Below are 18,944 nucleotides of genomic sequence, written 5' to 3' on the forward strand. Positions count from 1 at the left end.
AAAAAGAATTTTATTATTTAGTCAAATACGGTGACCAAGCAGGAAACTTAAATTGTCCACCTGCTCCCGGCAAGTTAGCTTTGAAACGGCCATCTGCGGACACCAATTGTAGCACTTTGCTCGTACCTTTGGTAGAGCTATAAATAACCATAATACCATTCGGTGAAATACTTGGACTTTCGTCTAAGAACGTTGAACTCAATACTTCTGTGCCACCCGAAGCGAGATCGCGTTTCACAACTTTATCACCAGCAATCATGATTAAACTCTTACCATCAGATGATACTTTAGCATTATAGCTACCGCGCCCGCCCATTGGACTTGCACCACCACCTGATGAACTCATTCTATACACTTGTGGAGAACCTGCTCGGTCTGACGTGAAGTAGATTGTATTACCATCTGGAGACCAACTTGGTTCTGTATTATTGCCTGCATTTGCAGTTAATTTAAAAGGCTTACCGCCACTAGCATTTACTACATAAATATCTAACTCACCGTCTTGATTTGATGCAAATGCAATACGAGAGCCATCTGGAGAAAATGCTGGTGCGCCATTATGACCACGTAATGCAGCCACTACACGACGAGAACCTGAACGTAAATCATGCACAACAACTTGTGCTTTTTTGTTTTCAAAAGTTACGTAAGCTAAACGGCTACCATCTGGGGACCATTCTGGCGACATTAACGGCTCTTTACTTTTTACCACCGTAAATGCGTTATAACCATCGTAATCTGATACACGTAATTCATAAGATGATACACCACGTTGGACAACATACGCAATTTTTGTTCTGAACGCACCACGAATTTGTGTAATTTTTTCAAACACTTGATCACTTACCGTGTGAGCGCCTTGACGGATCTGTGCCGCTGGTACATTAAATGAACCTTGTGCAAGTACTGCTGCTGGGTTGCTTAATGTATCCACTAATTGATAAGCCACATTATAGCCACCACCTGTTGGTGTTACTTGACCAACAACAATGGTATCGACTCCAATATCTGTCCATTGTTGAGAATTTACTTCTGCTACAGAACCTGGTTGAGCAGGCTGTTTCGCTCGCTCAACAGGGGTAAATTTACCACTGTTACGTAAATCGTCTGAAATGATTTGTCCAACATCCGCAGGAACACCACCATTTGCTTTAAATGGAACAACCGCAATTGGTTGTGCCATACTCACGCCTTCATCAACTGAAATCACAACATCTGATTCAGCAATAACTGCATTGCTAAAAAACAGCGTGATTACGCTGATAATACTCGTAAAACGAGATTTAAATTTCATTTTTAACCTCTTGGTTGTTATAAAACTTTTAAGCCAAATTTAATGATCGGAGATTTATATTTATTATAAGTCTCTTCATTTGGAGCTCTTGGAACATTTCTTGCTGCCGTGATTGCCGTAACCGCTGCTCGGCAAATATCATCAGGGCCAGATAACACTTGGTGACCTGTAATATTCCCAGCAGGATCGATAGAGATTCTTACTTGGCATTCACGTCCACTAAAACTTGGATCAACACGGTAAGTACGAGCTAATTTTTTCTTAATTAACTGGGCATAGCCTGTATCTGCTACACCTTTCCCGTTACCAATACCTTTAGCATTGCCATTGCCTTGTGAACCTGCAACATTTTTATTTCCACCGCCACTAGAACCACCACCAATATCACCACCATTTAAGAAATCATCAAGGGCTTTATTGTTTTTAGCTTGAGTAGCTTTGGCAGCAGCATCCGCTTTAGCTTTCGCTTCAGCAGCGGCTTTAGCTTTTGCCTCTTTCTCAGCTTTAGCCTTAGCTTCTTTCTCTGCTTTTAGCTTCGTTTCTTTTTCAGCTTTTTCTTTTGCTTCTTTGTCTGCTTTAGCTTTGGCTTCTTTTTCCGATTTTAGTTTCGCTTCTTTTTCAGCTTTTTCTTTAGCCTCTTTTTCAGCTTTTTCTTTAGCTTCCTTTTCAGCTTTTAATTTCGCTTCTTTTTCCGCCTGCTTTTGCTCTTCTAGCTTTTTCTGTTGTTCAGCTTTTTTCTGCGCTTCTTTTGCTTTTTTCTCTTCTTCAGCGGCTTTTGCGGCTGCTTCTAAGTTTTTAGCTTCTGCTTCAGCTTTCAATCGGGCTGCTTCTGCGGCTTTCTTACGCGTAGCTTCTTCAGCTTGCTCTTTTTTAAGCTGCTCTTGTTTCGCCAGTTCTTGCTGACGTTGTTGCTCTGCTTTTTGGCGTTGTTCCTCTTTACGTTGCTCTTCTTGTTTTTTCTGTTCTTCAATCATTGCAACACGTTGCTGCTCTTTAGCTTGTTCTTCAGCAACTTCTTGAGCTGTAGGTTCTTCCTCTACTACTTCTTCCACCGGTTTTGGTGTTTCTTTTTCCGCAACCTTTGGTTCTACACTGCCTTTTTTATCCGATTTTAATCGTCCATACTCAGCAGCAACCTGCCCAGTATCAACCATTACTGCTTCAAACTCTTCACCTGTGCCGCCACTACCGCCAGCTGCTTCTTCCAGCGTCGTTTTAGTAAAGAGCGAACCGAGTAAAAGCAATCCAATCAACAATGCATGTAATAGGATTGAAACTATAACCGCCAGTTCTAATCTGTCGTTTTTAGATTTCACACGTTATCCTTATTATTTGCCTTGGGTCATTAACCCAGCATTTTTAATACCTGCATCTTTTAAAAGTACAATACCTTTAATGACTTCTTCATAAGGAATATTTTTTTCTGCAGCTACTAGGAAAAGCGTATTCGGATCTTTTTGGAATGCTTCACTTGCATAAGCTACAACTTCTTGTTCACCAAGATCCTCTTGTCCATTGCTACTTTGAACAAAGTTGCCGTCAATTTTTAATTTATACAAACCAACATCGGCTACTTGCAAAATAACTGGTGTTTTATCTTCATTAGATACCGATTGACTATGTTTATCTTCAGGTAAATTAACTTCAACACTCTGACTGATCACAGGGGCTGTTGCCATAAAGATAAGCAATAGTACAAGCAATACGTCCAAAAATGGAACAATATTGATTTCAGATTTAATGTCATTACGTTTACGACGGTAAGACATATTTTCCTCTTATACATTAGTGAATAAAAAATCTGACCCACAAGCGGTCAGATCTCGTCATTTTTTTACAATTCGATTATTTTTTAGTAAAGGCTTGGCGGTGTAAGATCGTCGTAAATTCGTCAATAAAGTTAGCATAATCTTGTTCTAACTTATTTACACGTAAGCTTAAACGGTTGTACGCCATTACTGCTGGAATTGCAGCAAATAAACCAATCGCTGTTGCAATAAGTGCTTCTGCAATACCTGGTGCAACTGATTGTAATGTTGCTTGTTTAACTGCGCTTAACCCCATAAATGAGTGCATGATACCCCATACCGTTCCAAATAAGCCGATATATGGACTAATTGAACCTACTGTACCTAAAAATGGAATATAGCTTTCTAAATTTTCGACTTCACGGTTTAACGCTAAGTTCATTGCTCGGCTAGAACCTTTCATGGTGGCTTCTGGTGCATCTGGGTTTACTTGTTGTAAACGCATATACTCTTTAAAGCCTGCGTAGAAAATTTGTTCTGAACCTGTTAAGCCGTCACGGCGATTTTCTAAGCCTTCATGTAAGCGATGTAAATCTTCACCAGACCAGAATTTATTTTCAAATGCTAAAGCATTTTTCTTCGCAGAAGTTAAAACACGGCTACGTTGAATGATGACAGCCCAAGATAAAATAGAGAAAGTAATTAAGATTAAAATAACAATCTTAACTACGATACTTGCCTGCATAAACAGCGAAACAAGGTTAAAATCAGTTTCCATTTAATAGAACTCCGAATAAGTTATTTGTTTAAAAAATTAGACCGCTTGTAGTGCCCGACGAATCTCATCAGGAATTGCCACAGGCTTCATTTTTATTAGATCAACACTGGCAACGGTGACTTTTGCTTCACTTAAACAAATATCATCACGCCACAATTGTTGCTGAAATACAATCGTTGCTTTTTTTAACTCAGTCACGATTGTTTCAACCCTGAGTAAATCATCTAAACGAGCAGGAATTTTATAATCAATTTCTAATTTCTTTACGACAAAAGCAAACGAGCCTGCCAACAGTTGTTGCTGAGAGAAACCTACTTGACGTAAATATTCTGTTCGTGCGCGCTCAAAAAAACAGATGTAATTAGCATGGTAAACCACACCGCCAGCATCCGTATCTTCATAATAAACTCTGATCGGGAAATTCATTTACATTCCAATATTCGTCAAAATGAAAAACGCCCAAAAATTAGGCGTAAATTGCGTGCTATTTTAGAGAGAGAAAAATGGTTGTGCAATAGGGAAATGAAAATATTTTTTCGAAAAAAATTAATAAAAAAGCGTAAGAAATCTTACGCTTATCCTAATGAAATCAAATAAATCAGCGAGCTAATCACAATTGCATAGCCAGTGATAGGCAAAAAGACCAAACGCCAAATGGCACTGTTGATTTCAAAGCCAATACCATGAACCCATAAAATAGCCATTCCGTAGAAAGCTAATATCGCTAAATAAGGAAAATGCCCACCAAAATACTGAGCAAAGAGCACTGACTTCATTAAAATCATTGCAAACATTGCAGAGGCTAAGATAAAAGAAAGGGCTTTTAGCCAGCCCTTTCTTGTTACGTTATACAACGAATGTATTATTTTCATAACCTATTCGTCAAATTTACCTGTTTTTTCAATGCTAATCGTAATTACTGTTGCAAAAAGAATTGCAAGTAAAACACCTAACACCCAAGTTACATAAAACATCTGTTTATCTCCTTAGTATGCACTTGCTTTGTTATCTTCTAAGTATTTCGCATCTAAACGACCATACATTTTGATGTACGACCAAATAGTATAAGCTAATACTGAAGGCACAAAGATACCTGCAACTACTAACATTACTGTTAATGTATATTGGCTTGCAGTTGAATCCCAAACCGTTAAACTCATTTCAGGATGAGAAATTGACGGCATAATGAATGGGAACATTGATACTGCAGCAGTCACAATCACACCAACAATCATAATTGATGAAGAGAAAAACGCAAAACCAGAACGATTTGCTTTAGAAGCGACAATTGTTAATAATGCGCCTACTACTGCTAATGCAGGGACTACCCATAATACGGGCATTTCAGCAAAGTTTCTGAACCATGCAGCACTTTCAACAGCTACGGTTTTGTTAGTTAAGAATGATTGTGCATTGTGATCTAAATCACTTGTAATCACGAAACCATCTTTTAATGATAACCAAACACCAGCTAATACAAATGCAACTAATACAATTGCAGCTGTAACTTGTGCTGTTGCTCTTGCACGGTTACGTAAATCACCTGTAGTTTTCATTTGTAACCATGTTGCACCTTGGGTTGTTAGCATCATTAAGCTAATTACACCACATACTAATGCAAATGGATTTAATAAACCAAAGAATGAACCTGTGTATTGAACTTGGTTCAGGCTATTAAATTCAAATGGCACACCTTGTAATAAATTACCGAATGCTACACCGAAAATCAGAGACGGAACGAAACCACCAATGAATAATCCCCAGTCCCAAGCATTACGCCATTTTGGACTATCAATTTTCGCACGATATTCAAAGCCCACAGGACGGAAAAATAACGCCGCAAGCACTAAAATCATTGCTAAATAAAAACCAGAGAATGATGTTGCATAAACTGTTGGCCACGCAGCAAAGATTGCACCACCACCTGTTAATAACCATACTTGGTTACCATCCCAATGCGGAGCAATCGTATTGATCATCACTCGGCGTTCTACATTGCTTTTACCAATTACTGGTAGCAATGTTAATACGCCCATATCAAAGCCGTCTGTAATCGCAAAACCGATTAACAATACAACAATTAGGATCCACCAAATAAAGCGGAGAATTTCATAATCGATCATTGTTCACTCCTATTATTTCGCAGATTGCTCAAAATGGTAGCGGCCTGTCTTTAATGCGCTTGGCCCAAGCTTGCCATATTTGAACATTAAATACATTTCAACAACAAGGAATAATGTATATAAGCCACATAATAAACCAATTGAGATCCAAAGATCTGTTGTCGTTAATGCTGAGTTAGATACACCTGTTGGTAACATTTCATAAATCGCCCATGGCTGACGACCATATTCAGCTAAGAACCAGCCTGATTCAATTGCAATCCATGGAAGCGGAATACCCCACAACATTGCTCTTAAGAATAAACGGTTTTTACCTACTGTACCGCGAAGATTTTGGAAGAATGCGAAACCAATAAGTAACAACATTAAACCACCAGAAGCCATCATCGCACGGAATGCCCAGAATGTTGGACCAACATTAGGAATAGTATCTGCAGCTGCTTTTTGAATTTGTTCTTCAGTCGCATCAACAACATTTGGTGTATATTGTTTAAGTAATAAACCAAAACCTAAATCTTTTTGTACCGCTTTAAATGCTTCTTTATCTGCTTCTGTATAATTACCTGAACGTAATTTCTCAAGTAATGCATAAGCTTGGATACCTGTACGAACACGTTGTTCATTGATTACACGAATATCTTTTAAACCTTTAATTTCAGTATCAAAAGAACGTGTTGCAATGATACCTGCCATATATGGAATATGAATTGAGAATTCATTTTTCATTTCAGCCGTATTAGGAATTACAAATGCATTCCATGCAGCTGGCGCTGGTTGAGTTTCAAATTCACCTTCCATTGCAGCTAATTTTGTTGGCTGTACTTTACCAATTTCATAACCTGATTCATCACCCATGATTAATACAGCTAGAATCGCCATTAAACCAAAGCCTGCACCTACAGAGAATGAACGTTTAGCAAAACCAAGATCCTGACCTTTTAAGATATAGTAAGCACTAATACCTAATACAAACACAGCACCACAGGTATAACCCGCTGTTACAGTATGTAAGAATTTAGATTGTGTTACTGGATTTAATACCAAATCAGAGAAACTTAAAAGTTCCATTCGCATGGTTTCGAAGTTAAATTCAGAACCTACTGGGTTTTGCATCCAACCGTTGGCAACAAGAATCCATAATGCAGAGAAGTTAGAACCAAATGCTACACAGTAAGTTGCTAATAAGTGTTTACCTTTTGATAAACGATCCCAACCAAAGAAAAATAAACCGATGAAAGTTGACTCTAAGAAGAATGCCATTAAGCCTTCAATAGCTAATGGAGCACCGAAGATATCACCCACATAGTGAGAGTAATATGACCAGTTCATACCAAACTGGAATTCCATTGTAATACCAGTTGTTACGCCAAGAGCAAAGTTAATACCAAATAACTTACCCCAGAATTTAGTCATATCTTTATAAACTTCTTTTCCTGTCGTTACGTAAAGTGTTTCCATTACTACAAGAACAAAAGAAAGACCTAATGTTAACGGCACAAATAAGAAGTGATAGAGAGCAGTTAAAGCAAACTGCAAACGCGAGAGTTCAACAACGTCTAACATCTCAGACCTCTTATAAAGTATAATAAAATTTATTTATAGATTATTCGAAAGACGAATAACCACCCCAACAAAATTTGACCTAAAACAAGCACATAACCCAAAATAGGTATTTGCTTTTTTAGCATCTACGTTCCATTCTACCTTGATTTTAGTAAATTAAAAATAGTCGATTTGTTACATCGATCACATTTCTTACGAAAAGTTTGAACTAATGTTAAAACTCACTTATTTTCTGCTATATTTTCATAACTTTTATTTAGCAACTCTATTGTTAATAACTTAAGCTAAGGTCGTATTTTTATATCCATTTTGATATACATCAAATAAAATGATCCCAAAGATCCGAAATTTTTACTATTTAATAATGACTTTTATTTTCCTTTTGTTATAATCAGAGAAATCTAGTCTAAATACTAGACAATAGTTTTTAACTATAACTGAAAAAGGTAAAACCATAATGTTAAAAAGAATTTTTGCTTCAACTTTAGCTGGCTTAGTTCTGGCTCTTACATCACAAACGGCAATGGCTAGTGTAAAAACATCTTCACTTTCTATGGCAAAACCTTCTATTAATCAAAAACTACCGACTCAATGCCAAAGAATGTTTAGCGTAGCGGATAAACTGGTTTCTGATGCCGAAAAACAGCCTGGTACGCATACTCAAGTTGCTAAAATGAAAAGCAAACTGTCTTCAACTAGACAACAAATTTTGAAGATGGAAGCTGAAATGCAACAAAAAAGCTGTGATAAAGGATTAACTGCTTTAAATACCTTGAGACAAAAGCATTAATCTACGAGATAAATTAAACAAAAAATTAAGCATCGCCGAGCAATCTTAAATCAATTGCTCGGTTTTTTATTGAAAAAATCTTTCAAAATTCGACCGCTACTCATGTCATAAAAAAACCCCTAGAAACAAATATGTCCCTAGAGGTTTTCACAAGCTAGCGCGGAAGGAATAATTACATCATTCCGCCCATGCCTCCCATACCGCCCATTGCGGCAGCTGGATCTAATTTTTCATCTTTTGGTAGATCTGTGATCATACATTCTGTAGTAATCATTAAACCTGCAATTGATGCCGCAAATTGTAATGCGCTACGTGTTACTTTAGTTGGATCTAAAATACCCATTTCAAGCATATCGCCGTATTGTTCTGTACCTGCATTATACCCGTAGTTACCTTTGCCATCTTTTACATTACGAGCAACAACAGATGCTTCTTCACCTGCATTTGTTACAATTTGACGAAGTGGTGCTTCCATCGCACGTAGAGCAAGTTTGATACCTACATTTTGTTCTTCGTTATCGCCTTTTAAGCTTTCAGCCACTTTAGATGCGGCACGAACTAATGCTACACCACCACCAGGGACGATACCTTCTTCCACTGCTGCACGTGTTGCATGTAACGCATCGTCAACACGATCTTTTTTCTCTTTCATCGCAACTTCTGTTGCCGCCCCCACTTTAATTACGGCAACACCGCCCGCTAATTTTGCCACACGCTCTTGCAATTTTTCTTTATCGTAGTCTGAGGTTGAATCTTCGATTTGCTGACGAATTTGTGCAACACGTGCTTTGATTTGCGCTTCATCACCGATACCATCAATAATGGTGGTATTATCTTTTGTGATGACCACACGTTTTGCTTGACCTAAATCTTCAAGTGTTGCTTTTTCAAGCTCCATTCCGATTTCTTCAGAAATCACCGTACCCGCAGTTAAGATTGCAATATCTTGTAACATTGCTTTACGGCGATCACCAAAACCTGGTGCTTTTACTGCAGTCACTTTCACGATACCACGCATCGTATTTACCACTAACGTTGCTAACGCTTCGCCTTCAATATCTTCTGCTACGATTAATAGTGGTTTACCCGCTTTAGCTACCGCTTCTAATACTGGTAAAATTTCACGAATGTTGCTGATTTTTTTATCCACTAAAATAATATACGGATTTTCTAGCTCAACAGTGCCTGCTTCTGGTTTATTGATGAAATATGGAGAAAGGTAACCACGATCAAACTGCATACCTTCAACCACATCTAACGCATCCTCCAAGCCAGTGCCGTCTTCTACTGTAATTACACCTTCTTTACCCACTTTTTCCATGGCTTGCGCAATTAATTTGCCCACAGTTTCATCAGAGTTTGCCGAAATAGTACCAACTTGTTCGATCTCTTTTGAAGTTTCGCATGGCTTAGAAATTGATTTTAACTCTTCAACCACAGCTACAACCGCTTTATCTATACCACGTTTTAAATCCATTGGATTCATACCTGCTGCAACGGCCTTTAAACCTTCGTTTACGATTGCTTGTGCAAGTACGGTTGCGGTTGTCGTACCATCACCCGCAGCATCATTAGCTTTTGACGCTACTTCTTTTACCATTTGTGCGCCCATATTTTCGAATTTATCTTCTAGTTCGATCTCACGCGCAACAGATACGCCGTCTTTTGTGATTGTTGGTGCACCGTATGCTTTATCCAAAACAACGTTACGACCTTTAGGGCCTAAAGTTACTTTTACTGCATCTGCTAAAACATTTACACCTTTTAGCATTTTTACACGAGCATCATTACCAAATTTAACATCTTTTGCTGCCATTTTTGTATTCCTGTTATAAATAGTATTGTAGGGACGCCACACTTGGCGCCTGTAAATTAAGGATGGACACGAAACCCCGTGTCGCAACGATTATTCTACGATCGCTAAAATATCGTTTTCAGAAAGAATTAATACTTCTTCACCGTCAATTTTTTCTGATTTTACGCCATAACCTTCATTAAAAATAACGGTATCACCGACTTTAACAGCAAGAGCTTGCACGCTGCCGTTTTCTAAAATACGGCCTGTTCCTACTGCAATCACTTTACCACGGGTTGATTTAGTTGCTGCTGAGCCAGTTAAAACAATACCTCCAGCAGATTTAGTTTCTACTTCTTCACGTTTTAAGATTACTTTATCGTGTAATGGACGAAGTGCCATAGTCTATTCCTTCTATTGAATCTATCAAAAATTTCGCACGCAGAATTGCGTGCAACGGTGAATAACATTGGGGCTGATTATCAACCTTTCAAGCTAATATTGCAAAATTTTGTGAAAAAGCAACCGCTTTCGTTGGAATTTTCGCCAATAAAAAAGAGTATCTCAAATGAAATGCTCTTGCGCTTAAGCTTCTGATTTTAAACGTTGAATTAAACGTGCATTGGCAGGCGGAAATTCACTTTCGTCTAAATCGGCTTGAGCAACCCAAAAGCCCTCTTGCCCTTCACGTCCAAATGGTTCACCCACCCATTCTTCCACCAAATAAAAGAAGAATTCGATTACTTTGGTCGGATAATCGAAACTAAACGATTCATAAGGAAAAGCGCTTAACACATGAATACCAATTTCTTCTTCCAATTCACGTTTTAGCGCTGCTTCTGCGGTTTCTCCTGAATCAACTTTGCCACCAGGGAATTCGAGTGCCTGTGCAAAGTCTTGGCCTTCAAGCCGTTGTGTTAAATAAATCTGTCCAAATTCATTACGGATAATGCCTGCTGCAACTTGGATTATCGGTTTATTCATGTACTTTCCTTGAGTATTTTTTGTAATTGTTGCTGGATATTTTTTATCACAGATTGCCAGTTAAGACTAGCCTCTTGTCGAAAAAGTTTCACACTGTCATACCATGGGCTATCTTGTCGGTTCAGTAGCCAACGAAAATCAGGATGATAACTAAGCATAATCCAAGTTGGCTTGCCCATTGCGGCAGCTAAATGTGCGACCGAAGTATCCACACTGATCACCAGATCCATTTGTTCAATAAGTGCCGCCGTGTCTGAAAAATCTGCTAGATCGTGTTGCCAAAAATGCAAATTTTTATACAACATTGACCGCTTGTAATCTGCTTCACTCACTTCTTTTTGCAAGCAATGAAACTCCGCCTCTAATGCCAAAAGCTGTTCAAATAACGCAAAAGACAAGCTACGTGAGGCATTCCGATTATGTTTTGCTGAGCCTGCCCAAACCACGCCAATTTTAGGACGTTTCTGGGAATGACAAGCGGTCATTTTTGCTTGCCATTTTACAATAAATTCAGGCTGAGCTTGTAAATACCCTGCTGAATACGGCACGTTTTCTAGACTTGTTTCGAATACTAATGGCGCACTTAACATCGGTAAATGGTATGCCAACCCTGAAATTCTGCCACCATTTTGCATGGTTTCAATCCCATGTTGGGCTAAATTAGCGTTAAGCAAATTTTCAATCCCTGTGTGATTTAACACCACTACATTTAAGCCGCGGCGTTTCATTTCCAACGCATAGCGCACGAACTGAATGTTATCACCGAATCCTTGTTCTACATGAAACAAAATTTTTGCATCACCAATCTGTTGTCCTTGCCACTGAGGAATATCAATCCCTAGCGGTTCAAACGTGGCAAGTCCCGTTTTCCAACGCCATTCGTACGCTTGCCAACCCTGTTGATAATCACCTAATAAATTATGCAACATCGCTTTGTTACACCATGCAATCGCATAATTAGGGGCTAATTCGACCGCTCTATTCACATCTCTAAGAGCTAATTGATAAAGTCCCAAGTTTTGTAATACAGTACAACGATTGTGGTACAACACTGCTTTATCAGGTAATAAACGAATAATCTCATCATACTTTTTCAGAATGGCTAGCCATTCCATTTGGCTTGAGGCACTATCTTGCTCCGCAACTAACAGTGCAAGATATTGTTCAAAACTCATTTCAGCCATAACATTGCTCCAATTGCTGTTGTAAGCGGCTAATAACAGGTTGCCAATCAAAGTCGAAACCTTGACGGAATAAACGTACGCTTTGATACCAAGGGCTATCTTCCCTTGTTAATAGCCAGCGGAAATCTGGATGATAGCTAATTAAAATCCAAGTTGGTTTACCCATTGCAGCGGCTAAATGTGCCACTGAAGTATCGACTGTAATCACTAAATCCAATTGAGCAATCAATGCTGCCGTATCAGAAAAATCTTTAATTTCCTGTTGCCAAAAATGCAAATTTTTATACAAATCTGACCGCTTGTAATCCGCTTCACTCACTTCTTTTTGTAAGCAATGAAATTCTGCATCAAACTCAAATAACGATAAAATTTGTTCAAATTGCAGGCTTCGCACACCATTGCGATGATGCTTTGGTGAACCCGCCCAAACTACACCAATTTGAGGTTTACCTGCGACATGATCATCGTTGATTTTTTGTTGCCAGTAATAAAATCGATTGGCTTCGGGTAAAAGATAGCCTTCCGAATACGGAATATTGTCTAAAGTCGTGCCGAAATAATAGGGCAAACTCATCATCGACACATAATATTTCAATCCACTTATCGCCTCGCCATTATTTGAGGTGGCAATACCATGATGTGCTAAATTGGCATTTAACAAATGCTCCAACGGTTGGTGATTAACCACCACGATATTTAAGCCACGTTTTTTCGCTTCTAAGGCGTAACGTACAAATTGGATATTATCGCCAAAACCTTGTTCCGCATAAATCAGTAACTTCGCTTGACCAATATCTTCACCTTGCCAGCGAGGAATCGGCCAGCCTGTTTCTTTAAAGGTTTCTACATCGGTTTTCCAGCGCCATTCATAAGCCTGCCAGCCTTCTTGATAGCGCCCTAACGTATTAAGAATAAAAGCTTTGTTACACCACGCCATTGCAAAATCAGGAACAATTTTGAGCGCTTGTTCTGCATCCCTTAGTGCTAAATCATAAAATCCTAAATGTTTTAATACATCAGAACGATTGTGATACGCCAATACAGATTGAGGGAAATCATGTAAAAAATCATCATACAACTTGAGTACTGCCAATAATTCCAATGGATGATTGGCTTGTTGCTGTTGTTGATAGATCTCGGAGAAACGCTCTTGTTCAGAACGTTGTTGAGTAGAAATTAGGCTTGAGTTCATAGTAAGACGAAAAACAAAGCGGTCATTTTTTCAGGAAATTTGCAAAAAATCTCGAAAAAACGACCGCTTGGATTAATTATGCATATCTTGCTTTACTGCCGTGGCAATGTTTGTATTTTTTGCCAGAACCACAAGGGCAAAGATCGTTACGGCTAATATTTAAATTCGCCAATTGCTCTTCGCTTAACTGTTCGACAGTTTGCGATTGTTGCTCAGCTTGTGGTTGATACTGTTCAGCCTCTGCTTGTGTCATTGCTTCTTGCTGGCGCTGCGCTTCTTCAATTTCTTCTTGACTACGCACTTGGATACGGCTTAACACACTAATCACGTTAGATTTCAATACATCGAGCATATTGGTGAACATTTCAAATGATTCTTTTTTATACTCTTGCTTCGGATCTTTTTGCGCATAACCACGTAGGTGAATCCCTTTGCGTAGGTAATCCATTGCTGAGAGGTGTTCTTTCCAAAGCTCATCCAAGTTTTGAAGCATCACGCCTTTCTCAAAATTACGCATGACTTCTGTCCCCACTTTTTCTTCTTTGGCTTGATACTCTTGTTTCGCAAGAGTAATGATACGCTCACGCAATGTTTCTTCATGCAAGTCATTTTCTTGTTCTAACCAATGTTGGATCGGTAACTCCATACCAAATTGGCGATTTAGCGCTTCTTCTAAACCTGGAATATCCCACATTTCTTCAATAGATTGTGGCGGGATAAATTGGTCAATAACTCGATTGAATACATCGCTACGAATAGTTTCGATCATTGCTGAAATATCATCGGTTTCAAGCAAGTAATTACGCTGTTCGTAAATAGCTTTACGTTGTTCGTTTGCTACATCGTCATATTGCAATAAGTTTTTACGTCCATCAAAGTTATGCGCTTCTACTTTCGCTTGTGCTGAAGCAATCACTTTAGTCAATAATTTAGACTCCATCGCCTCGCCTTCTTCGGTGAATGCTTTGCGCATCATATTTAATTTACCTTCGTTGAGATAAATACGCATTAACGCATCATCTAAAGACAAGTAAAAACGTGATGAACCTGGATCACCTTGACGACCAGAACGACCACGCAATTGGTTATCAATACGGCGGGATTCATGGCGTTCGGTACCAATAATATGTAAACCGCCCGCTTTCATTACTGTTTCATAGCGTTCTTTCCAAACTGCTTTAATCGCTTCAATTTGCTCTTCAGTTGGATTCTCTAACTTCGCAATTTCAGCTTTCCAGTTACCACCTAACACGATATCCGTACCACGACCTGCCATATTGGTTGCAATGGTTACCGCACCTGGGGCGCCCGCTTCAGCAACAATTTCCGCTTCTTGTGCGTGAAATTTTGCATTTAATACGTTGTGCGCAATACCTGCTTTGGTTAATTCAGCCGATAAAAGCTCTGATTTTTCAACCGATGCTGTCCCCACTAAAACAGGCTGTTGGCGAGCGATACAGCCTTGAATATCTTTGATAATCGCTGCGAATTTTTCTGGCTCACTTTTGAACATTAAATCTGTACGATCATCACGAATCACAGGTTTATTGGTTGGAATCACCACGGTATCTAAACCATAAATTTGTTGGAATTCGAAAGCTTCAGTATCCGCTGTACCTGTCATCCCCGCTAATTTTTCATATAAACGGAAATAGTTTTGGTAAGTGATTGATGCCACAGTTTGGTTTTCACCTTGGATATTCACTTTTTCTTTTGCTTCAATCGCTTGATGTAAACCGTCAGACCAACGACGTCCTGCCATTGTACGACCTGTGTGTTCATCAATGATCACTACTTCGCCATCTTTTACGATGTAATCTACATCTAATTCAAAAAGTTTGTGCGCTCGCAATGCCGCATAAACGTGGTGTAACAACGCAATACGCGCTGGGTGATAAAGGGTTTCGCCTTCTTGCATTAAGCCCATTTCGGTTAAAATTCCTTCAACTTTCACCATACCACGCTCGGTTAAATGCGCTTGTTTATTCTTAAGATCAAGCGTGAAATCACCTTCGCCTGTATATTCTTCCGAATCTTCTTTATCTTGCTGAATCAAGTGCGGAATAATGGTATCGATCGCTTGGTAGATCTGGGTTGCATCTTCTGCAGGACCTGAAATAATTAATGGCGTACGAGCTTCATCAATTAAGATTGAATCTACCTCATCCACTAATGCATAGTGTAATTCACGTTGAAAACGATCTTCTTTCGCATGTGCAAGGTTGTCACGCAGATAATCAAAACCTAATTCACTGTTAGTTGAATATGTAATATCCGCTTTATACGCTTCACGTTTGACTTCATTTGGTAAACCAGGCACGTTTACCGCCACGGTTAAACCTAAAAATTCAAATAATGGGCGATTGGTTTCCGCATCACGGCGCGCAAGGTAATCATTTACGGTTACCACGTGTACACCTTTACCTGTCAAAGCGTTTAAATAGCAAGGTAAAGTTGCAGTTAAAGTTTTACCTTCACCTGTACGCATTTCTGCGATATTACGGTTTGTTAAAACCATACCGCCGATTAACTGCACATCAAAATGACGCATTCCCATTACACGACGGCTCGCTTCACGCACGGTGGCAAAGGCTTCATGCAATAAGCTGTCAAGACTTGCACCGTCAGCTAAACGTTGTTTAAATTCTGCAGTTTTTGCTTGTAATTCCGCATCCGTTAATTTTTCAAATGCAGGTTCAAGTTTATTAATTTGCGCAACACGCTTTCTTAAACGCTTTAAAGTACGATCGTTACTTGAACCGAAAATAGAAGTGATAATTTTTGAAATCATTGTTTTATCCTAATCGAATTATTGTGTGAGGAAGCCAGTCACTAAAATTCCAACGGGTAAGTGGCATCTTAATTAATCATAAATATATTGACGATTAGGCGACAGGCCCTGCTCGGATTGGGTGATTACTATCCCCATCAAAGCAGTAAGATTTGGTAAAAAATTCACAAAAAACGACCGCTTGTATGATTTCGACAAGTTCTTGTTTTAGCTCTGCGATAAAAAGAGATTGCTGTTCTTGCTCTTCTGAACAAGTCGCACACGTTGAAAAATGTTGATTAATAACAGTTTCTTGTTCATTTTTTGCGATTGCCTGAATTTCAGGTAACGCAAAAATCGCAACCAATCCGAAAACCAGTTGCGACCAAAATGGTGTTTTGTGAAAATGCTTTAATAAACTCATCAACATTTGTTTGAAATACTCAAAAAGTTTGCCAATTATACGCTAAATTCCAGTAGAATGGGCAGATTATTGGGTCAAATAACGTAAAATCAAGGGATGACGCCCGAAAAGATGAAAAATTCAGCAATAAAAAATATCACTGAAGTTTTGCAGAACTCAAGCTTAAGTCGGATTGTCCAACGAGCCAATCAATTAAATGATTTGCATTTGAAAGTGCAAAAATTATTACCACAGCAGTATCACGGGCTTTACCGTATTGTAAATTTAGTTGATAATCAGCTTGTATTTGAAGTGCAAAATGCAACGGTACGCCAAGGCTTACAGTTGCAAAGCGCACATTTACTACAATTAATTCACTCTGATTTTCCTCATGTAACTGAGCTTCAGTTTAAAGTGAATCCGAGTTTTAGACACATTTAGATAGAAGGAAAAGGGTATGAAAAAAATTGCATTAGTTGCATTCAGTGCGGTGTTAGGCGCTTGTTCATTATTACCACAACCATCAGTTACTGGCACATTCCAAGGCGAATTACCTTGTGCAGATTGTGAGAAAATCCAAGCAGAACTTATTTTAGGTGCAAATAGCAGCTACCAATACAATACCGTTTACGTTAAAGCTGGTAAAGAATACCCATTTAGAGATAAAGGCACTTACACTTGGGAACAAGGCAAACGTGGTGTGATTCGTTTAGAAAAAGATTCTGGCTCATTAGCGTTTAAAGTGAGCGAAAATCAAGTTGAAGTTTGTGATGCTAACGGAAATCCAGCCAAAACAGCCAATAATCCGTACACATTACACAGAATTAAATAATTTTATGATTTGAAATAAAGCCTGCTTTTTTAGCGGGCTTTATTTTTTTGTATTAAACAAAACACAAATAAAACACGTAAAAAAATCCCCAAACTTTCGTCTGGGGATTAAACCTAAATAAGGAAAAAAGTAATTATTACTTACTTTAACTTAACCAAGGAAATATCTATGAAAACAGTAAGGATTCTTTCGCATTAGCAATGGCGGTGAGAGGGGGATTTGAACCCCCGATACACTTTCGCATATACACGCTTTCCAGGCGTGCTCCTTCAACCACTCGGACATCTCACCGACTCACTAAAATGCGCGAGAAGCGCATCTGAAAGACGGGCGGAACTATACCGATTTTTGCCACTCTAATCAAGTATTTTCTTCATCCAGTGAAATAATTACCAATTCCTGATTAGTACTACTGACCTACCCCTGCACAATTTGGCGATTTCGGTACTAAACCATTCGCTTCTGCCCATTCCTCTGCGGTAAAAAGATGCAACGCCAAAGCATGAACACCATTTTCTAACTCATAAGCCAAGCAGCTATAAACCGCACGATGACGAGAAATAACACGTTGATTTACAAAGTTTTCCGAAACTAATACTACTTTGAAATGAGATTCCGCACCACGATCAGAACTATGCATATGGCTTTCATTTTCAATTTTTAATAACAGCGGAGAAAATTGTACTGTTAATTTTTGCTGAATAGTTTGTTCAACCGACATTTTTATTCCTTATGAATTGATAATTATGAATTGATAATAGATAATTAAAAAACTTATCTGTAGATAAATTGCCTAAATCGGCGCATTATCCATTAACAAATAGTAATTATCAATTAAAAGGATTTCTTATGAACATCTCTAAAAAAGCATTACTGATCGTAACTACGCTAGCCACTTCTGTAATTGCAGGTTGCCAATCTCAATCAAGCGTTTTAAATTTCACTACCCCTAGTCCAACCACTACCTTTAACACAAACAACCAAACTGCCGCAGTAAGCGTAATGACGCAAGATTTACGCACCTCGCGTGAAGTCGCCAGCTATACCAAAAATGGACAAGTACACCGCTTAACTTCAAGCCCAGAAGTAGGCTTAATGTTCCAACAAGCTATGCAACAAGACTTAAATGCCAAAGGCTTCCAATTAGTTCAAGGTGCTGCAAATGCTAATGTTATCGTAAACGTTCGCAAGTTCTTTGCAACCGTTGAACAAGGCAATTTATTATATAAAGTGAATGCGGAAATCGGTGTAGAAGTTACGGTACAAGGAACAAAAGGTAACTTTAGCAAAAACTTTAATGCAACTCGTGGCTATGAAGGTGCAGCATTTACAACGGATAATGATGACATTAAAAAAGTGCTAGGTCAGGCATATGATGATGTGATCAAAGCGATTTATAACGATAACGAAATTGCAAACGCAATTCATCGCTTTAAATAAGCCTCATATTTCGCTCAAACAAGCGGTTAAATTTCTCCAATATTTTGT

At 38.7% G+C, this 18,944-nt stretch carries 21 protein-coding genes and 1 tRNA gene; 4 read left to right on the plus strand and 18 right to left on the minus strand.

The features are described from left to right. Nucleotides 1-13: 13 nt before the first annotated feature. From tolB to F8M47_RS10295, 9 genes are all read right to left on the minus strand, one after another. Nucleotides 14-1,294: a Tol-Pal system beta propeller repeat protein TolB gene (gene tolB / locus F8M47_RS10255; protein ID WP_150539982.1), complete on the minus strand. Its 1,281-nt coding sequence runs from the start codon at nt 1,292-1,294 to the stop codon at nt 14-16. Between the two features lie 17 nt (nt 1,295-1,311). Continuing rightward, nucleotides 1,312-2,610 (minus strand): cell envelope integrity protein TolA, encoded by a 1,299-nt coding sequence (tolA, locus tag F8M47_RS10260; protein ID WP_150539983.1) that lies wholly within the window; start codon nt 2,608-2,610, stop codon nt 1,312-1,314. Nucleotides 2,611-2,622: 12 nt separating this feature from the next. Continuing rightward, nucleotides 2,623-3,063, minus strand: coding sequence for a colicin uptake protein TolR (tolR, locus tag F8M47_RS10265; protein ID WP_150539984.1), 441 nt, complete (start codon nt 3,061-3,063; stop codon nt 2,623-2,625). 76 nt (nt 3,064-3,139) lie between these two features. Then, on the minus strand, nt 3,140-3,820 hold the full coding sequence (gene tolQ, locus F8M47_RS10270) for a protein TolQ (RefSeq protein ID WP_150539985.1): 681 nt from the start codon (nt 3,818-3,820) through the stop codon (nt 3,140-3,142). Nucleotides 3,821-3,856: 36 nt separating this feature from the next. Then, complete coding sequence (gene ybgC, locus F8M47_RS10275; protein WP_150539986.1) at nt 3,857-4,246, minus strand: tol-pal system-associated acyl-CoA thioesterase; 390 nt, start codon at nt 4,244-4,246, stop codon at nt 3,857-3,859. Between the two features lie 149 nt (nt 4,247-4,395). Then, nucleotides 4,396-4,686 (minus strand): cyd operon protein YbgE, encoded by a 291-nt coding sequence (gene ybgE / locus F8M47_RS10280; protein ID WP_150540050.1) that lies wholly within the window; start codon nt 4,684-4,686, stop codon nt 4,396-4,398. A gap of 9 nt (nt 4,687-4,695) precedes the next feature. Continuing rightward, nucleotides 4,696-4,794, minus strand: a complete 99-nt coding sequence (locus F8M47_RS10285) for a CydX/CbdX family cytochrome bd oxidase small subunit (RefSeq protein ID WP_078237229.1) — start codon at nt 4,792-4,794, stop codon at nt 4,696-4,698. A gap of 12 nt (nt 4,795-4,806) precedes the next feature. Then, on the minus strand, nt 4,807-5,943 hold the full coding sequence (cydB, locus tag F8M47_RS10290) for a cytochrome d ubiquinol oxidase subunit II (RefSeq protein ID WP_150539987.1): 1,137 nt from the start codon (nt 5,941-5,943) through the stop codon (nt 4,807-4,809). Between the two features lie 12 nt (nt 5,944-5,955). Beyond that, nucleotides 5,956-7,506: a cytochrome ubiquinol oxidase subunit I gene (locus F8M47_RS10295; protein ID WP_150539988.1), complete on the minus strand. Its 1,551-nt coding sequence runs from the start codon at nt 7,504-7,506 to the stop codon at nt 5,956-5,958. A gap of 457 nt (nt 7,507-7,963) precedes the next feature. Here F8M47_RS10295 and F8M47_RS10300 point away from each other — a divergent pair, with 457 nt between their 5' ends. Further along, nucleotides 7,964-8,296, plus strand: coding sequence for a DUF5339 domain-containing protein (locus F8M47_RS10300; protein ID WP_150539989.1), 333 nt, complete (start codon nt 7,964-7,966; stop codon nt 8,294-8,296). Between the two features lie 172 nt (nt 8,297-8,468). Here the strand turns inward: F8M47_RS10300 and groL are convergent, their stop codons facing one another. The 7 genes from groL to secM form a co-directional block, all read right to left on the minus strand. Continuing rightward, the gene (gene groL, locus F8M47_RS10305) at nt 8,469-10,112 is read right to left on the minus strand and encodes a chaperonin GroEL (RefSeq protein ID WP_150539990.1); all 1,644 of its coding nucleotides are present in this window, start codon (nt 10,110-10,112) and stop codon (nt 8,469-8,471) included. A gap of 90 nt (nt 10,113-10,202) precedes the next feature. Continuing rightward, nucleotides 10,203-10,493 carry a co-chaperone GroES gene (locus tag F8M47_RS10310; protein WP_150539991.1) on the minus strand — a complete coding sequence of 97 codons (291 nt, stop codon included), beginning with the start codon at nt 10,491-10,493 and terminating at the stop codon, nt 10,203-10,205. Nucleotides 10,494-10,676: 183 nt separating this feature from the next. Next, the gene (mutT, locus tag F8M47_RS10315; protein WP_150539992.1) at nt 10,677-11,075 is read right to left on the minus strand and encodes an 8-oxo-dGTP diphosphatase MutT; all 399 of its coding nucleotides are present in this window, start codon (nt 11,073-11,075) and stop codon (nt 10,677-10,679) included. After that, a complete protein-coding gene (locus F8M47_RS10320) occupies nt 11,072-12,259 on the minus strand; it encodes a glycosyltransferase family 9 protein (RefSeq protein WP_150539993.1) in 1,188 nt (395 codons plus the stop codon). Before F8M47_RS10320 ends, mutT begins: the two co-directional genes overlap by 4 nt. Then, nucleotides 12,252-13,451, minus strand: a complete 1,200-nt coding sequence (locus tag F8M47_RS10325) for a glycosyltransferase family 9 protein (RefSeq protein ID WP_150539994.1) — start codon at nt 13,449-13,451, stop codon at nt 12,252-12,254. Before F8M47_RS10325 ends, F8M47_RS10320 begins: the two co-directional genes overlap by 8 nt. Nucleotides 13,452-13,527: 76 nt before the next feature. Then, on the minus strand, nt 13,528-16,242 hold the full coding sequence (gene secA, locus F8M47_RS10330; RefSeq protein WP_150539995.1) for a preprotein translocase subunit SecA: 2,715 nt from the start codon (nt 16,240-16,242) through the stop codon (nt 13,528-13,530). A gap of 94 nt (nt 16,243-16,336) precedes the next feature. After that, complete coding sequence (gene secM, locus F8M47_RS10335) at nt 16,337-16,645, minus strand: secA translation cis-regulator SecM (protein WP_150539996.1); 309 nt, start codon at nt 16,643-16,645, stop codon at nt 16,337-16,339. 111 nt (nt 16,646-16,756) lie between these two features. Between secM and F8M47_RS10340 the strand changes: the two genes are divergently transcribed. Together F8M47_RS10340 and F8M47_RS10345 are read left to right on the plus strand one after the other, a co-directional pair. Then, nucleotides 16,757-17,065 carry a DciA family protein gene (locus tag F8M47_RS10340; protein ID WP_150539997.1) on the plus strand — a complete coding sequence of 103 codons (309 nt, stop codon included), beginning with the start codon at nt 16,757-16,759 and terminating at the stop codon, nt 17,063-17,065. 16 nt (nt 17,066-17,081) lie between these two features. Next, nucleotides 17,082-17,456: a copper resistance protein NlpE gene (locus F8M47_RS10345; protein WP_150539998.1), complete on the plus strand. Its 375-nt coding sequence runs from the start codon at nt 17,082-17,084 to the stop codon at nt 17,454-17,456. 201 nt (nt 17,457-17,657) lie between these two features. Here the strand turns inward: F8M47_RS10345 and F8M47_RS10350 are convergent. Further along, a tRNA-Ser gene (locus tag F8M47_RS10350) sits at nt 17,658-17,747 on the minus strand. A 118-nt stretch (nt 17,748-17,865) separates the two neighbouring features. Further along, nucleotides 17,866-18,177, minus strand: coding sequence for a BolA/IbaG family iron-sulfur metabolism protein (locus F8M47_RS10355; RefSeq protein WP_150539999.1), 312 nt, complete (start codon nt 18,175-18,177; stop codon nt 17,866-17,868). Between the two features lie 128 nt (nt 18,178-18,305). Here F8M47_RS10355 and F8M47_RS10360 point away from each other — a divergent pair, with 128 nt between their 5' ends. Then, nucleotides 18,306-18,896, plus strand: coding sequence for a YajG family lipoprotein (locus F8M47_RS10360; RefSeq protein WP_150540000.1), 591 nt, complete (start codon nt 18,306-18,308; stop codon nt 18,894-18,896). The last annotated feature ends 48 nt before the right edge of the window (nt 18,897-18,944 follow it).

The organism is Actinobacillus vicugnae (genome assembly GCF_901687125.1).
Classification (GTDB): domain Bacteria; phylum Pseudomonadota; class Gammaproteobacteria; order Enterobacterales; family Pasteurellaceae; genus Actinobacillus; species Actinobacillus vicugnae.

Bases quoted from the DNA above. Each gene is read 5' to 3' on its own strand.
- tolB (WP_150539982.1), bottom strand. From the start codon at position 1,294: ATGAAATTTAAATCTCGTTTTACGAGTATTATCAGCGTAATCACGCTG.
- tolR (WP_150539984.1), bottom strand. From the start codon at position 3,063: ATGTCTTACCGTCGTAAACGTAATGACATTAAATCTGAAATCAATATT.
- tolQ (WP_150539985.1), bottom strand. From the start codon at position 3,820: ATGGAAACTGATTTTAACCTTGTTTCGCTGTTTATGCAGGCAAGTATC.
- ybgC (WP_150539986.1), bottom strand. From the start codon at position 4,246: ATGAATTTCCCGATCAGAGTTTATTATGAAGATACGGATGCTGGCGGT.
- F8M47_RS10285 (WP_078237229.1), bottom strand. From the start codon at position 4,794: ATGTTTTATGTAACTTGGGTGTTAGGTGTTTTACTTGCAATTCTTTTT.
- cydB (WP_150539987.1), bottom strand. From the start codon at position 5,943: ATGATCGATTATGAAATTCTCCGCTTTATTTGGTGGATCCTAATTGTT.
- F8M47_RS10295 (WP_150539988.1), bottom strand. From the start codon at position 7,506: ATGTTAGACGTTGTTGAACTCTCGCGTTTGCAGTTTGCTTTAACTGCT.
- F8M47_RS10300 (WP_150539989.1), top strand. From the start codon at position 7,964: ATGTTAAAAAGAATTTTTGCTTCAACTTTAGCTGGCTTAGTTCTGGCT.
- groL (WP_150539990.1), bottom strand. From the start codon at position 10,112: ATGGCAGCAAAAGATGTTAAATTTGGTAATGATGCTCGTGTAAAAATG.
- F8M47_RS10310 (WP_150539991.1), bottom strand. From the start codon at position 10,493: ATGGCACTTCGTCCATTACACGATAAAGTAATCTTAAAACGTGAAGAA.
- mutT (WP_150539992.1), bottom strand. From the start codon at position 11,075: ATGAATAAACCGATAATCCAAGTTGCAGCAGGCATTATCCGTAATGAA.
- F8M47_RS10320 (WP_150539993.1), bottom strand. From the start codon at position 12,259: ATGGCTGAAATGAGTTTTGAACAATATCTTGCACTGTTAGTTGCGGAG.
- F8M47_RS10325 (WP_150539994.1), bottom strand. From the start codon at position 13,451: ATGAACTCAAGCCTAATTTCTACTCAACAACGTTCTGAACAAGAGCGT.
- secA (WP_150539995.1), bottom strand. From the start codon at position 16,242: ATGATTTCAAAAATTATCACTTCTATTTTCGGTTCAAGTAACGATCGT.
- secM (WP_150539996.1), bottom strand. From the start codon at position 16,645: ATGAGTTTATTAAAGCATTTTCACAAAACACCATTTTGGTCGCAACTG.
- F8M47_RS10340 (WP_150539997.1), top strand. From the start codon at position 16,757: ATGAAAAATTCAGCAATAAAAAATATCACTGAAGTTTTGCAGAACTCA.
- F8M47_RS10345 (WP_150539998.1), top strand. From the start codon at position 17,082: ATGAAAAAAATTGCATTAGTTGCATTCAGTGCGGTGTTAGGCGCTTGT.
- F8M47_RS10355 (WP_150539999.1), bottom strand. From the start codon at position 18,177: ATGTCGGTTGAACAAACTATTCAGCAAAAATTAACAGTACAATTTTCT.
- F8M47_RS10360 (WP_150540000.1), top strand. From the start codon at position 18,306: ATGAACATCTCTAAAAAAGCATTACTGATCGTAACTACGCTAGCCACT.